At 69.8% G+C, this 14598-nt stretch carries 9 protein-coding genes and 3 pseudogenes; 11 read left to right on the top strand and 1 reads right to left on the bottom strand.

The window, feature by feature from the left end; translation table 11 throughout:
• From ACFZDK_RS54875 to ACFZDK_RS54825, 11 genes and pseudogenes are all read left to right on the top strand, one after another.
• A pseudogene (locus tag ACFZDK_RS54875) lies at positions 1–152 on the top strand (IS5/IS1182 family transposase); the annotation flags it as partial.
• A 283-nt stretch (positions 153–435) separates the two neighbouring features.
• Positions 436–1425 carry a hypothetical protein gene (locus ACFZDK_RS54870; protein ID WP_390986718.1) on the top strand — a complete coding sequence of 330 codons (990 nt, stop codon included), beginning with the start codon at positions 436–438 and terminating at the stop codon, positions 1423–1425.
• The gene (locus ACFZDK_RS54865; RefSeq protein ID WP_390986716.1) at positions 1416–1850 is read left to right on the top strand and encodes a pilin; all 435 of its coding nucleotides are present in this window, start codon (positions 1416–1418) and stop codon (positions 1848–1850) included. Before ACFZDK_RS54870 ends, ACFZDK_RS54865 begins: the two co-directional genes overlap by 10 nt.
• A gap of 392 nt (positions 1851–2242) precedes the next feature.
• Positions 2243–3829, top strand: coding sequence for a hypothetical protein (locus ACFZDK_RS54860; protein WP_390986713.1), 1587 nt, complete (start codon positions 2243–2245; stop codon positions 3827–3829).
• The gene (locus tag ACFZDK_RS54855; protein ID WP_390986711.1) at positions 3826–4944 is read left to right on the top strand and encodes a PrgI family mobile element protein; all 1119 of its coding nucleotides are present in this window, start codon (positions 3826–3828) and stop codon (positions 4942–4944) included. Before ACFZDK_RS54860 ends, ACFZDK_RS54855 begins: the two co-directional genes overlap by 4 nt.
• Positions 4945–5063: 119 nt before the next feature.
• Positions 5064–6845 carry a helicase HerA domain-containing protein gene (locus ACFZDK_RS54850; protein WP_390986708.1) on the top strand — a complete coding sequence of 594 codons (1782 nt, stop codon included), beginning with the start codon at positions 5064–5066 and terminating at the stop codon, positions 6843–6845.
• 90 nt (positions 6846–6935) lie between these two features.
• Positions 6936–7793, top strand: coding sequence for a hypothetical protein (locus ACFZDK_RS54845; RefSeq protein WP_390986706.1), 858 nt, complete (start codon positions 6936–6938; stop codon positions 7791–7793).
• Between the two features lie 35 nt (positions 7794–7828).
• On the top strand, positions 7829–10327 hold the full coding sequence (locus ACFZDK_RS54840) for a TraM recognition domain-containing protein (RefSeq protein ID WP_390986703.1): 2499 nt from the start codon (positions 7829–7831) through the stop codon (positions 10325–10327).
• A gap of 88 nt (positions 10328–10415) precedes the next feature.
• The gene (locus tag ACFZDK_RS54835) at positions 10416–11462 is read left to right on the top strand and encodes a replication-relaxation family protein (protein WP_390986700.1); all 1047 of its coding nucleotides are present in this window, start codon (positions 10416–10418) and stop codon (positions 11460–11462) included.
• Positions 11463–11468: 6 nt separating this feature from the next.
• The gene (locus tag ACFZDK_RS54830; protein WP_390986697.1) at positions 11469–12416 is read left to right on the top strand and encodes an NlpC/P60 family protein; all 948 of its coding nucleotides are present in this window, start codon (positions 11469–11471) and stop codon (positions 12414–12416) included.
• Between the two features lie 278 nt (positions 12417–12694).
• Positions 12695–13273 (top strand): annotated as a pseudogene (locus ACFZDK_RS54825) (IS5 family transposase); the annotation flags it as partial.
• Positions 13274–13309: 36 nt separating this feature from the next.
• On the opposite strand, the pseudogene ACFZDK_RS54820 reads toward ACFZDK_RS54825, so the two are convergent.
• A pseudogene (locus ACFZDK_RS54820) lies at positions 13310–14505 on the bottom strand (IS110 family transposase).
• Positions 14506–14598 lie beyond the last annotated feature (93 nt).

The following is a 14598-nucleotide window of genomic DNA, read 5'->3' as shown; positions in this document are numbered from 1 at the left end:
GTGACCACGCCCGGCTGCGGGCTCCCGGCGAGCGCGCTTTCGCACAGCTGAAGTCCTGGCGACTGTTACGGCGAGCCCGATGTTCAACCCGGCGCATCGGCACCATCATCCAAGCCATCCACACACTCTTGACCTGCGACTATTCAGGATGAAAGAGGTTCATTGGCGCCACGCTATGAGATGAGCTCAGCCGCGGGCACTCAAAGGCCCACTGCGAACGCGCTAAAGAAGCAGGTCAGACGCTACTAAGCGGCCACTGAAACCCCACTAAGGCCCTTCCTTCTCGCCACTTCTCACCCTCACCAAAAGGCTCTCATTTAAGCAATATTTAGTAGCATTTAGATTCCCCGAGGTAAATCTAATTGTCGGTTTCTTGTCGGTCGTGTGGATTCCTTGAGGCGTCGTTTCTTTCACCTCGTGAAGGAGTCGCCTCACATGACTGACAGGCATCGCTCCCCTGCCGCCGACGCCGTCGGCCAGCCGTCGCCGCTGGATTCGGCACGGAAGTGTTTCACGCTGCTGGTGACCGGGCCGCAGCCGCTGTCCGTGAACGGCCGGGACTTCCCAGGCCTGCCCAACCGCCTCGTCCCGCTGGACGAGTTGAGGGACCGAATGCTGCGCCGCCACTGCCCGCGGCGTACCCGGGACGCAGTTTGGGCGCACCTGGTGCGGCAATCCCGGGAGCACGGTGCCACGTGGACACTGGCGTGCACGGGTATGGCGCTGCCGGCACTGGCCGGCGTGGCCCACTGGCTGACGGCCCGGTTCCCCGGCGACGTGTTCGACGCCCACGCCGAGGTGCTCAGCGGCTTCCTCGGCGCGCTGGCGACGGTGGACGTGGACCGACCGCGGGTGCTGGTGCGGCTGCGCTGGGCCGCCTTCCGGGCCGGCGTCGCAGCACTGTACGAGGCACTGGACGCGCCGGCTCCCGTGGGCAGGGACTTCCGGTCGGCGCCGCCGCGTCCACCGTGGGGCCACCCCGACTTGGTATTGGCGCGCGCGGTCCGGCTGTTGGTCCTGACCCGGACCGAGGCCGACCTGATCGGTGCCACCCGACTGGACGAGACACCGCTCACCGACTGGGCCGACCGCCACGAGACGTCCCACGAGGCGGCCTACAAGGCCCGATGGCGCGCCGAGCGACGCCTGGTCTCCTTCTTGCGCGAACAGGCCGCGACCACCGACCCGGACGACCCGGTCGCCGCCTGTGTCACCGACGAACTGCCCCCCGCCACATTGCGGCCCCGCCCGGCACGGCGCTCACCGTCCGTTACCGATGCGGGGTGCGAAAGCCCGGCACGGCCAGACGGGAAATCCGCGCGGGCGGTGTCCAAACCTGGCGCCGATTCCGGCCTTCTCCGGTGCGGGGGACCTACGCCCGCCCTTCCTGCCGACGCGTCACCGGAGGTGCCCCGATGCGCCTGACACCCCTCCCTCACCGTCCAAGGCGCATCGCTGCCCGCACATGTGCCCGGCTGCACCGGGCCTTCGTCGCTGGCCAGTTGGGTCGCCAGCTGGGCTGGTGGCTGCTGCTGACCGCAGCCGCCCTGCTGGTCGTGTGTCTCCTGGGTGCGTCGACAGCGCAGGCGGCCGACCCCGGACAGACTCTGGCCTTGGCGAAGTCGGTCAACGCTGTCCTGGACAACATCCGCAACTGGATCATGGGCATCCTGGCGGGGCTGGCCACGGTGTTCCTGTCTCTGGGCGGAGTGCGTTACGTCATGGCCGGAGGCGATCCCGGCGAGGTGGAGAAGGCCAAGGCCGCTTTCAAGAGCGCCGGTTGGGGCTACGGACTGGCCGCGCTGGCCCCTCTGGTGGTCCAAATCCTGAAAGGGATCGTGGGGGCGTGATGGCCGCCCAGGCATCCGCTGTCCCGGTACTCCGGCTCCCCGGAGCCGCCGCACCGGGCCTCACCGGGGCCGGTCGCCAGGCAGGACCAGGCGCATCGCGCACTGCCTCCGGTAACCGACGGCGTCACCGTCGTCGCAGCCTGCTGTTCGCCGCCGTGGCTTTGACGGTGCTCGCGTCGGTGTATTCCGCCTACGCCGACCCAAGCCCGAGCCCCGGCCCTGCGCCGACCACCGCGTCCGCCACGCCGACCCCGCCCAGGGCCAAACCCTCAGCAACCACGTCCTCGTGCTCGGGAGCGGACTGTATCCCCCAGCCCCGGCAATCGGGCAGCCCGTCCCCCACAGCGGGAACGCTGCCACGGGCCCAGGTCGACGGTGGCGGAGGCGGCGGGGTGACGGGGTGGATCGCCAAGGGCGTCAGCAACGCGATCACGACCTTCTTCAAGTCAGTGATCAAGTTCGCGCTCAACCCGCTGCTGAACCTGCTCAGCAACACGTTGCTGAGCACGCCCAGTCCCGAGTCCATGCCGCGCGTCGGCGCACTGTGGGCGAATTCCTGGCAGATCGCTCTCGCCTGCTACTCCCTGCTGGTTGCCGTCGCTGGGATCGTGGTGATGGCCCACGAGAGTGTCCAGACCCGCTACTCGGTCAAGGAAGTCGCTCCGCGAATACCCCTGGGGTTCCTCGCCTCCGCCCTGTCCCTGTTCCTCGCGGGCAAGGCCGTCGACCTCGCAAATGCTCTCTCCCAGGCCGCGCTGAGCGGCGGCGTCAACGAGGACACCGCCGGGCCCGCCCTGCGCGATTTCGTGTTGACCACCTTCGATTCCTCCGACGGCAACATCTTCACCGTCCTGCTGTGGGTCGTGGTCATCTGTGTCCTGGTTGCGCTGTTGCTGACCTTCGTCGTCCGCGTGGCCCTGACCGTGATGCTGATCGTCGCGGCGCCCCTGGCACTGATCTGTCACGCCCTGCCGCAGACGGACGGCATCGCCCGATGGTGGTGGAAGGCCTTCGGCGGCGTCCTGGCCGTCCAGGTCGCCCAGTCCCTGGCCCTGATCACGGGTATCCGGGTGTTCTTGACCCCCGGCGGGTTCGGCCCCAACGGACTGTTCGGCGTGACCAAGAACGGTCTGGTCAACGTGCTCATGACGCTGGCCCTGATGTACATCGCCTTCAAGATCCCGTTCTGGATCCTGGGGTCACTCCGCATCAGCAGCGGCCGGTCTTTCGCGGGCAGCGTGGTCCGCGCCTATGCCACGTACAGGACCTTCGGACTGCTACGCGGCGTCAACGCCGCCGGTGCCGCCTCGCGCCGCAGTGGTACGCGCCCCGCCCTGCCCGCAGCAGGCTCAGGTGGGGCGGCGAATTCTCCCCGGCCGCTCGGCCCTGGGCCGACGCCGGGCGGTCCGAGTCCCCGCCGAAACGGCGGTGGCCCCGCTCGGCCCGGACTACCAGGAGGCGGCCCGAGGCGCCCGCCAGGGCCACCGTTCTTCCTCCAGCCGATCCCCATGGTCCCCGAACACGACCAGCCGATCGCCCCGGCCGGCTCTCCGCCCCCACCTCCACAATTCCGGGCTCCGGGCGAGACTCCATCTGGCGGAGCCCTCACCCGCACGGCCCAGCCCTTGCCACGGCCGACCCGCCCGCCTGGCCTGCCTCGATTCCAGGCACCCGCCGGTTCCCAGCCCACCCTCCCAGCCGGAGCAAGGGGCAGGCCGCCGGCACCCGCTCGGCCGCGGTTCCAGCCGCCCACTCCACAGCCTCCCACTCCGCCCCGGCACCCCACCCGGCCACCCGCACCCGCCGCCTTCCGGCCACCGGTGCCCGACCACCGCCTCCCGCCGACGCGGCACCCGCGCACCAGCGCCCCTCCCCCGGCCGTCTTCAGTTCCCCGCCGCCCACCAGCGCCCCGCCCGCCAGGCGCACACTGCCCCCGCGCCCCGGCCGCGGCCCACGCTCCGGAGGTGACTCGTCATGACCCAGCCCGTGCGCATCCCCGCCGATGTGGACCGCGAGGACACCGTCCTGGCCAACCTGACCGCGCGCCAACTGCTGATCCTGGCTATCACCGGAATCCTGCTGTACGGAGCCTGGTCCGTCACCCGCGCGTTCGTCCCCCTACCAGTGTTCCTGGTCCCCGCCGTTCCGGTCGGTGCCACCGCCGCCTTCCTGACACTTGGCCGACGCGACGGGATATCGCTGGACCAGCTACTGCTCGCGGCCCTGCGCCAGCGCATGACACCCCGCCACCAGGTCTCCGCTCCCGAAGGCATCCACCCCGCACCCCTCTGGCTCACCCAACAGGCCACCGAACCCGTGCGACCGACCGGCGGCGTGGCTCCAGTCGCACTGCAGTTGCCCGCCGAAGGCGTGAGCGAGACCGGCGTGATCGACCTCGGCACTGACGGGGTCGCGGTGGTGGCGGTGTGCAGCACCATCAACTTCGCCCTGCGCACCCCGGCCGAACAGGACGCACTGGTGGCTACGTTCGGCCGGTATCTGCACTCGCTCACCGTCCCCGTCCAAGTCCTCATCCGTACCGAACGGCTGGATCTGTCCGCGCAGATCGGCGAGTTGCGCCAGCACGCCTCGTCACTGCCGCACACGGCGCTGGAAGCCGCCGCCCGTGAGCACGCCGACTACCTCGCCCAACTCGCCCAGAGCAATTACCTTTTGTGCCGCCAGGTACTGCTCGTCCTGCGTGAGCCTCTCAGGCCGGGCGCTCTCGCCCAGAACTCGGGCGACGGCTCGCCCCTGGCTGCTTTCGCCCACCGCAGGAAGGCCCCACCCAGCGGCGGGATCGAAACCCACGCCGTCCGGCGCGCCGCCGAAGCCCGCCTGATCCGCCGAATCGGCGAGGCCGTCGAACTCCTGGGTCCCCTCGGTGTCGTCGTCACCCCGCTGGACGCCGGGCAGGCCACCGCCGTGCTGGCCGCCGCCTGCAATCCCGACAGCCTCCTGCCTCCCACCTCGGCGCTCGCCGGCGCCGACGACGTCATCACCACCGCCCCCACGGCGACCGATGAGGACCGGCCCAGCACTCACGACGCCTCCCAGTCTTGGGACCAGTGGGCTGGGAGGGACACACTGTGAACCGCTCCCGCCCGCGCACAGGACACCCTGCATCCGCTCCGCCTGGACACGACGCCGCAGCATTCACCCCGGACTCCCTGACCGTCGCGCCCCGGCATCTGGAGGTCGGGACGGAGTGGGTGGCCTCCTTCGCAATCACCGTTTACCCGCGCGAGGTGCATCCCGGGTGGCTCCAGCCGCTGCTGACCTACCCCGGCCGGGTCGACGTCAGCATGCACATCGAGCCGATCGACCCGGTCACCGCCGCCAACCGGCTCAAGCGGCAACTCGCCAAGCTCGAATCCGGCCGCCGCCACACCCAGGACCATGGCCGGCTCATCGACCCAGAGGTGGAGGCAGCCACCGAGGACGCGTACGACCTGTCCGCCCGGGTCGCCCGCGGCGAGGGCAAGCTCTACCGGCTCGGCCTGTACCTGACGGTCCACGCCACCAGCCACGAGGAGTTGGCCAACGAGGTCGCGGCCGTACGGGCGCTCGCGGCCAGCCTGTTGCTGGACGCCAAGCCCACGACCTACCGCAGCATGCAGGGTTGGGTCACCTGCCTGCCGATGGGCCTGGACCTCATCAGGATGCGCCGCACCTTCGACACCGCCGCCCTGTCCGCTGCGTTCCCGTTCACCAGCCCCGACCTGCCTCCGCCCGATCCCACGTCGGTTGCCGCACCGTCCGGCGTGCTCTACGGCTACAACATCGGCAGCCAAGGCCTCGTCCACTGGGACCGCTTCGCCCTGGACAACCACAACTCTGTCGTCCTGGGCCGCTCCGGGGCGGGCAAGTCCTACCTGGTCAAGCTGGAGCTGCTGCGCTCGCTCTACCGCGGCATCGAAAACTACGTCATCGACCCCGAGGACGAGTACTCCCGCCTCGCCCGCGCGGTCGGCGGCACCTACGTCCATCTCGGCGCCGAGGACGTCCGGCTCAACCCCTTCGACCTGCCCATCCACACTCGGCCCGACGGACGCCGTACAGCGCCCAGGGACGCCGTGATCCGGCGCGCCCTGTTCCTGCACACCGTCCTGGCCGTACTGCTCGGCGCGCAGCTGACGCCGGCGGAGCGGGCGGTGCTGGACCAGGCGATCGCCGCGACATATCAGCAGGCCGGCATCACCGCGGACGCACGTACTTGGACCCGAGCCGCCCCGCTGCTAGGCGACCTCGCCACCACCCTGCACGCCTCGAAGGACCAGAGCGCAACGGATTTGGCGGCGCGGCTGCACCCCTTCACCCGGGGCGCGTTCTCCGGACTGTTCGCCGGGCCCACCACCACCCGGCCTGACGGCCACCTGGTGGTGTTTTCCCTGCGCGACCTGCCGGACGAACTCAAAAGCATCGGGACCTTGCTGACGCTTGACGCCGTCTGGCGCCGGGTGTCCGATCCGGCGCTGCGCCGACCCCGGCTGGTGACCGTGGACGAGGCATGGCTGTTGATGAAGGAACCGGCCGGGGCACAGTTCCTGTTCCGGATGGCCAAGGCATCCCGCAAGCACTGGGCCGGACTGACCGTGGCCACCCAGGACACCGCGGACGTGCTCGGCTCCGACCTGGGCAAGGCCGTCGTGGCCAACGCCGCCACTCAGATCCTGCTGCGTCAGGCCCCGCAGGCCATCGACGAGATCACCCGGACGTTCGATCTGTCCGAGGGCGAGCGGCAGTTCCTGCTGACCGCCGACCGCGGCCAAGGCCTGCTGTCCGCCGGAACACAGCGGGTCGCGTTCGCCTCCCTGGCCTCGCCCACCGAGCACTACCTGGTGACCACGAATCCCGCAGAGCTTGCCGCCTACATGGACAGCGGCACGGCTTCGCCTGCCGAGGGCCCATTCCTGGATCTCGAAGCGGCCGATTCCCCTGACGACGCCTATGACGCCGTTTCCAGCAGCGAGGTCGATCTCGACACCGACTGAACGACCCCTCAGCACCCCTTCTGCGACCAGTGCGCCGGTCCTGCACAGACGGGCCGTCGCGTCTCCCGCCATTCTCCTGAGAGGCCATCCATGCCGTCTCACGCATCGGTGCCCGCTCTCGTCCCCCGGCGGCCCGGGCGACTACTGACCCAGAACCGTGAAATGCGCGCGATCGGCGTCTGGAACTGGACGCTGCCCGCCTGGGCCGGCCGCTTCCCGGACGGGAAAACCTACAACACCTGCCCATCGGCAGGGATTTGCCGTGAGGTTTGCTATGCGCGGCACGGCACGTACACCTGGCCCACGGTGAAGGCCAAGCACCAGGCCAATCTCCGCTTCGTTCTCGACGACCTGTCCGGCTGGGAAGAGGCGATGACCGCCGAGCTCGGGAGGCGGAAATTCCGCGGCACCTGGGTGAGGATTCACGATTCAGGTGACTTCCTTTCCGACGCCTACCTGCTGGCGTGGCTGCGGATCGTCCGCGCCAGGCCGGAGACGAACTTCTACGCCTACACCAAGGAAGTCTCCCGGTTCCGCGCTTTGGTGGAGCCTGACCCACCGGCGAATTTCCTGTGGGTCTACAGCTTCGGCGGAACCCAGGACGCTCTACTGGACGTCGAGCGTGACCGTGTGGCGGATGTCTTCCCCGACGAAGAGTCCATCGCCGCCGCCGGATGGCACTCGCAGGAGGCCAGCGACCTGTTGGCCGTCCTCGGCCCGCGCCTCGTGGGCATTCCCGCCAACCGCATCCCACATTTCCTCAAACGACTGAGCGCCCGAACGTTCCGCTCCTGGCAGGCCGAAGTCGATGCCGAACGCCACGCCCAGCGCCGCCGACGCGGCGGCTTGCGACTCGTGGACGACGACACCCCGCCCAAGCCATCGGCATCGGCATCGGCCGAATCCGGCCAGATATCCGCCGCGAAGCGGCACGGCCGCGCCGCCTGACGACCTCTTCGCGATCTCGCTTTGGAGGCATTGGCATGCTCCTTGGCCACCTCCCGCCGTTCCCAACTCTCTTCGCCGCCTCGGCCAGCGCTCACTCCCCGCTGGTCGCCTATCTTCGTGATCCCGGTGGCACCGTGTGCGCCGTGCTGGCCCACGTGGCGCAGTGGGGCATCGTCTGGGGACCCGCCGCGGGTACAGCCCTGGTGGTCGCTGCCGCCGGTCTCGGCTGGGCACTCTCGTGGTGGCGCCGCCGCTGCCGGCGAATACTCAGTGCCAACGCCCGGATCGTCACCGTGCTGCCGCCTCCTACCGCCGACCCTGCCGGAGCGGAAGCGCTGTGGGCGAACCTACTCGGGCTGCTGCGGCCCGCCTGGCGCCGCCGCCTGACCGGCCAGCCCCACCTGGCGTGGGAGTACGCCTTCGACCGCGAAACCATCCACATCCGCCTGTGGGTCCCCGGCGTCGTTCCGCCCGGCATGGTCGAGCGCGCGGTCGAGGCCGCCTGGCCCGGCGCCCGCACCCGCACCGCACCCGCACCGCCGCTCAATCTCCTGGGCCAGCCGCACGCCGAAGCCGCCGGGGGCGAGTTGCGCCTGGCCCGGCCCGAGGCGCTGCCCATCCGCACCGCCTTCCCCGCCGACCCGATCCGCGCTCTGCTCGGCGCCCCGGTCGGCCTCGGCGCAGGGGAACAGGCGGTGGTCCAGATCCTGGCCCGGCCAGTCACCGGGCGGCGGATCGCCAAAGCCCGCCGAGCGGCGCGGCGGGCGCGCGCCGGACACCCCATCCGCCCCGTCAGCCGTCTGCTCGACGTGCTCACCCCGGGCTACCGCCCTCCGCGTTCCCGCCGCGCCACCCCCGCACTGGACCACCAGACGGCTTTGGAGGCGTCCGCCGAGGACAAGGTGATCGTCGCCAAACAGCGCGGCGCCCAGTATGAGACCCGCATCCGCTACGCGATCACCGCGACCGTTCCCGCCGAGGCGAATTCCGAACGGCACGCCGCGGTCCGCGAGCGGCTGCGCGGCCGAGGCCACGCCATCGCGAGTGCGTTCGCCGCCTTCACCGAGCACAACTACTACCGCCGAGCCAAACTCCGCCGACCTCAGCTCTACATCTCCGAACGCCGTCTGGGCCCAGGGGACTTGCTCTCGGTCCCGGAACTGGCGGTGGTGGCGCACCTGCCCTGGGACGAAGCGATTCCCAGCCTGCAACGCGCCGGCGCCCGCGCGGTGCCGCCCCCGCCCGGCATCGCCACGACCGGCCCCTCCGTCCGGCCCATCGGGCTGACCGACACCGGCCACCCGCGCGCGGTGGGCTTGCGTGTTCCGGATGCCCGCCACCACCTGCACATCCTCGGCGCCACCGGCTCCGGCAAGTCGGAACTCATGGCGCGGATGATCCTTGCTGACGCCGAGACCGGACGCGGCCTGGTGGTCGTCGACCCCAAGGGCGACCTGATCACCGACGTGCTGATACGGCTGCCGGAAGAGCTCGGGCACAAGGTGATCCTTTTCGATGCCGACAGCAAGGCCCGCCCTCCCATCCTCAACCCCCTCGAAGGCGACGACGTCGCCCGGACGGTCGACAACCTGGTGTCGATCTTCTCCCGTGTCTACGCCTCTTCCTGGGGGCCGCGCACCGACGACATCCTGCGCGCCGGGCTGCTCACCCTGCGGACACAGGGCGGCATCCCCGTCCTGACCGACCTGCCCAAACTGCTGGCGGTCCCCTCATTTCGGCAGCGGGCCGTCGCCCAGATCAGCGACGGCGTCCTGCGGGGCTTCTGGTCCTGGTACGACGCCCTGTCCGAACCGGCCCGCGCACAGGTCACCGCGCCCCTGATGAACAAGCTCCGTGGCTTCCTGCTGCGCCCCTTCGTCCGCGCCGCCCTCGCCGGAGGGACCTCCACCGTCGATATGGACGCAGTACTCAATGGGGGAATCTGCCTGGTGCGCATCGCCAAGGACGCCCTGGGCACCGAGACCGCCCACCTGATGGGCTCCATCGTGGTCGCCCGCACCTGGCAGGCCGCCACCCACCGCGCCCGCATCCCCCAGGGCCGGCGCCCAGACGCCGGGCTGTACCTGGACGAGGCACACAACTTCCTCAAGCTGCCTTACCCGCTGGAGGACATGCTCGCCGAGGCTCGCGGCTACCGGCTGTCCATGACGCTCGCGCACCAATACCTACGCCAGCTGCCCAAGGAACTGGAAGAAGGCATCAGCACCAACGCCCGCACCAAGATCTTCTTCAACGCCTCCCCCGAGGACGCCCGCCATTTGGCCCGCCACACCGAGCCCCGGGTGACCGCGCACGATCTGTCGAACCTCGACGCCTTCCACGTCGTCATTCGCCCGGTTCTGCACGGTGCCGAAGCTCCCGCGTTCACCGCCGTCACCGAACCGCTCCCGCCGCCGATCCCGGGCCGCGCCAAGCAGATCCGCGCCGCCGCCCGCCGCAACGCCCGGCCCCACCGGGTCTCGGCCCGCAAGGTGAGCGGCGAGCAGGTGGCGGACCCGCGCCGCCCCACCTGAGCGCCCGGGCTCCCGCCCGCCGCCCACCGCGTGCGGCGGCCACCACCCCACGACCGAATCCCCTCTCAAACTCCGGAGGTGCACCGCCTTGATCACCAATCCCACGCCCCAGCGCTCCCTCCGCGGACACCAACCCCAACGCCCCAGCCAGCGCGCCGCGGTCACCAGCGGCTACGTCGCCCATCTCGCCACCCGCCTGACCGAACGGGATCGGTGGCTGGCCCGCATGCTTTACGAGCACCGGGTCCTGACCACCCACCAGATCGTCGAGATGGCCTGGCCGTCGGTACGGGCCGCCAACATGCGGCTGCTGCGGTTGTACCAGTGGCGCCTGATCGACCGGTTCCAGCCCTTCGTCACTTCCGGCACCGCCCCTATGCACTACGTCCTCGACCTCGCAGGGGCCGCCATGCTCGCCCGAGAGGACGGTCTTGATCTGCGCGACCTGGACTACCGGCACGACCGGGCGACCGGCATCGCCTACTCCCTGCATCTGGCCCACACCGTCGGCACCAACGGCTTCTTCAGCGCCCTCGTCGCACGCTCCCGCCGCACGGACACCACCGGCCGGCTCACCGCCTGGTGGTCCGAGACCCGCTGTGCCAGGCACTTCGGTGACATCGTCCGCCCCGACGCCTACGGCCTCTGGCGCGAGTTCAGCCCCGCACCTGCGGCCCTTGAGTGGTTTCTGGAGTTCGACTTCGGCACCGAACGCCCGGACCGCGTCGGCCGCAAACTCGCCGGCTACGCCAAGCTGGCCACCACCACTGGCATCACCACACCGGTCCTGCTCTGGACGCCAACCACCCGCCGGGAGGCATACGTTCGCCGCGCGATGGCAGCCGCTCTGGCCGACCTCGACGATCCGTCGCTGGTGCCGCTGGCCACTTCCAGCGCGGACTTCCTCGACGGCCAGGACAACGACCCCGCGGCAGCCCGCTGGCAGCCGCTGGATGTCCAGCGTCCCTCCACCTGGCGCCTACACATCGCCGAACTGGCCGATGCCTGGCCGCAGCTGCCGCCTCTGGGCAACTCATCGAGCGACCCCGCACAGGCCAACGGCGACGTGGTCAACGGCCTCCTGCCGCCGTCCCCTCTCCCGCCCGAGCCGTCAGACCGTCGCCCACGGGGGTGATCGGTCATGGGAAAGATCACCGCCGCAGCCCTGGGACTGCTGATGCTGGTCGCCGTCCTCGGCAGCGCCGGGGCCAGCGGCATGTTGTCGGCCTTCGGCGGCAGCGGCAGCACGCAGCCCAGCAGGGCCGCGCTCACCGACATCCCGTCCGACTACCTCGCCCTGTACATGGACGCGGCCACCACCTGCCCGGGACTCGATTGGACGGTCCTCGCAGCAATCGGCAAGACGGAGTCGGATCACGGCCGCTCGACACTGGCCGGCGTCCACAGCGGCGCCAACTACGCCGACGCCCGCGGGCCGATGCAGTTCTTGCTGGCCACCTTCCAGAGCATTGTCGCCAAACACCCGCCGCCAAAGGGCGGGGCGACTCCGCCCTCGCCGTACAACAAGCAGGATGCGATCTACGCCGCCGCCGCATTCCTGTGCGACTCCGGCGCCCGAGGCGGCAAGGACATCCCAGGCGCCCTCAAGACATACAACCCCGACGACTCGTACGTCTCACAAGTCCTCACCCAGGCCCAGACGTACACCAGCGACACAGGCTTCGGCACCGACACCACTCCGACCGCCGCCGCACTGCAGGCGATCAACTACGCCCAGGGCCAGCTCGGACTCCCTTATGAGCGGGGCGGCAACGGCCCCGGCACTGGCGACGCGGGATTCGACTGCTCTGGCCTGACCCGGGCCGCCTACGCCGCCGCCGGAATTACCCTGCCCCGTACCGCTCAGGAGCAATACGATGCTGGGCCCCTCATCCCCGCAGGACTGCAGCTCAAGCCGGGAGACCTGGTCTTCTACGGCAACGCTGCTGGCGGCATCCACCACGTCGGCCTCTACACCGGAGGCGGACAAATGATCGATTCACCCCGGCCGGGAAAGGTCATCAGGATTGAGCCGTACCGGTACCAGGGGGACGACTATGCGGGCGCCACCAGGCCAGTGAACCGTTGATTATGTTAGGGCATCGAGTGCCATAACCGCGGCTGTCCCGCGTCGTGGTGTAGCGGATCAAGCACTCGGCGTTCTAGTGTCGCAGCCCGCGGCGATGGGCGAGGCCGCAGCCCACAGGGCTCCCTGTTGACGCGGAGCGGCCCCTGTCCCCACGCAGCCAGCTCCCTCGACCTGTAGCTGGGCCATGGCCTCCGCCCGCGGTGAGCAGGGGTTCGAGCGGCTAGGTCGTGTTTTGGAACTGAGGTCCGTGTCTCGCTTCGTGCCGTGATGATCTCGATGTGGGGCGAGGGGATCTTTCCGATGATCAGTGGGCGGTGCTGGGTCCGTTGTTGCCGGTCGCGGTGTTGGGAAGGCCGTCGGTATGTCGGCGGCGGTTGATCGACGGGATTCGATGGCGGGTTCGGACCGGTGCCCCGTGGCGGGATCTGCCGACGGAGTACGGTCCCTGGCAGACGGTCTATGGGCTCTTCCGTCGCTGGCAACGCAATGGTGTCTGGTCGGCGGTCCTGACCGGGTTGCAGGCCCGGGCGGACGCAGCCGGGCTGATCACCTGGGACGTAAACGTCGACTCCACGATCTGCCGGGCTCATCAGCACGCGGCCGGTGCCCGGCGCGACGGCCAAGCCCAGAAGGAACCGCCCGGCGGCCGTCAGGACGAACCTGATGATCACGGCCTGGGCCGGTCGCGCGGGGGCTGGACCACGAAGATTCACCTGGCCTGCGAGCAAGGACAGAAGCCGTTATCGCTGCTGGTCACAGCGGGTCAGCGGGGAGACAGCCCTCAGTTCACGGCCGTGTTGGAGGCCATCCGGGTCCCACGCCTTGGTATGGGCCGGCCACGGGTTCGTCCGGTGCGGGTCCGTGGCGACAAGACACCCCATGCGGCTATCCCGTCAAGCGGCTGCCGTGAGTGGGGAACACGTCGGCTGATTGAAGGCGATGGTTTCGTCGAACTTCTGGTGACGTGCCAGGCAGTGATGGAGTTGGCCGAGCATGCGGTTGAACAGGTTGCGGAGGGCTGCGTGGTAGCGATCGCCGTTGCTGCGTCGGCGGTTGTAGTGTGCGTGGGCGCCAGGGGAAGCAGTCAGCGCGGCGAACGCCCAGTGCCGACCGGTCGCGGCCAGACGGCTGTTCTTGATCCGGCGGTGAGTGACATGCCGGCTCTTGCCGGACTCCCGGGTCACCGGTGCACTTCCGGCGTAGGCCTTCAGGTCGCCGGCCTGGGCAAAACGGGTGCGGTCGTCGCCGATCTCGGCAAGTATCCGAGCGCCGGTGAGTGTGGCCAGGCCGGGGAAGCTCGTGATGATCTCGGCATCGGGATGTTGCAGGAACAGCTCCTCCGTCTCGCGCGCAAGGTCGTCGCAGGCATGGCAGGCCGCATCGAACTGAGCAAGGAGAGCAAGCGTCTGCCGTCCCATCGCCCGCTCAACCAGAGGTGGCTGGCGGAGCCAGGTCCGGCGGAACACCTCCAGGATGCGATCGGTCTCAGCCTCGATGCGGCGTTGGCGTCCGGCCTGCCTGACTGCCGTCCTCAGCCGGGCGCGGTCAGCCGGGCGGCCTCAGCTGGAGTGGGCGCGATCGCAAGGATCGCGCGCGCCTCTCGGGCCAGCAGCTGCTGGCGCTTGGTGGCGAAGGCTTCGAGGATCGCGGGGTAGTACTCGCGCAGGTGGGACCGGAGCCGGTTGTGGGCGCGGGTGCGGTCCCAGACTGCGTCTTGCTGAGCCCTGGCAAGGACGGCGATCGCCTTGACCAGGTCGGAGTCTGTGGGCAGAGGCCGGTGCAACGAGGCGTCGGTCCGCAGGATGTTGGCCAGGACGACGGCGTCCTGGTGATCGGACTTCTTCCGGGAGACCGCGTGCCGGTCGCGGTAGCGGGCGACGGCCATCGGGTTGATCGCGTAGACCTGGCGTCCGGAGGCCCGCAGGCAGGCCACCAGCAGTCCCCGCGAGGTCTCGATCGCAACCGGGATCGGATCCTCTGGGCTGTCGCCGTGCTCGGTGAGCAGGCGTAGCAGGTCCTGGAAGCCGGCCGCATCGTCGGTGATCCTGAGCTTCCCGAGCAGTCGGGCCTCGGAGTCGACCACCGCCACGTCGTGGTGGGGTCGGCGCGGAGCGCGGTACTGGGATTGCTCCCAGCCCGTTTCTCCGCGCCGCCCTCCCGAACCGGACGTGCGAGTTGTCCC

Origin of the sequence: Streptomyces sp. NPDC007901 (assembly GCF_042959465.1) — a bacterium.
Taxonomy (GTDB): Bacteria; Actinomycetota; Actinomycetes; order Streptomycetales; family Streptomycetaceae; genus Streptomyces.
This window is presented reverse-complemented; position numbering and strand designations above follow the sequence as displayed.

What these genes read in the sequence shown, in the direction of transcription:
- ACFZDK_RS54870 (WP_390986718.1), top strand. Translation starts at nt 436, where the DNA reads ATGACTGACAGGCATCGCTCCCCTGCCGCCGACGCCGTCGGCCAGCCG.
- ACFZDK_RS54840 (WP_390986703.1), top strand. Translation starts at nt 7,829, where the DNA reads ATGCTCCTTGGCCACCTCCCGCCGTTCCCAACTCTCTTCGCCGCCTCG.
- ACFZDK_RS54855 (WP_390986711.1), top strand. Translation starts at nt 3,826, where the DNA reads ATGACCCAGCCCGTGCGCATCCCCGCCGATGTGGACCGCGAGGACACC.
- ACFZDK_RS54830 (WP_390986697.1), top strand. Translation starts at nt 11,469, where the DNA reads ATGGGAAAGATCACCGCCGCAGCCCTGGGACTGCTGATGCTGGTCGCC.
- ACFZDK_RS54845 (WP_390986706.1), top strand. Translation starts at nt 6,936, where the DNA reads ATGCCGTCTCACGCATCGGTGCCCGCTCTCGTCCCCCGGCGGCCCGGG.
- ACFZDK_RS54865 (WP_390986716.1), top strand. Translation starts at nt 1,416, where the DNA reads ATGCGCCTGACACCCCTCCCTCACCGTCCAAGGCGCATCGCTGCCCGC.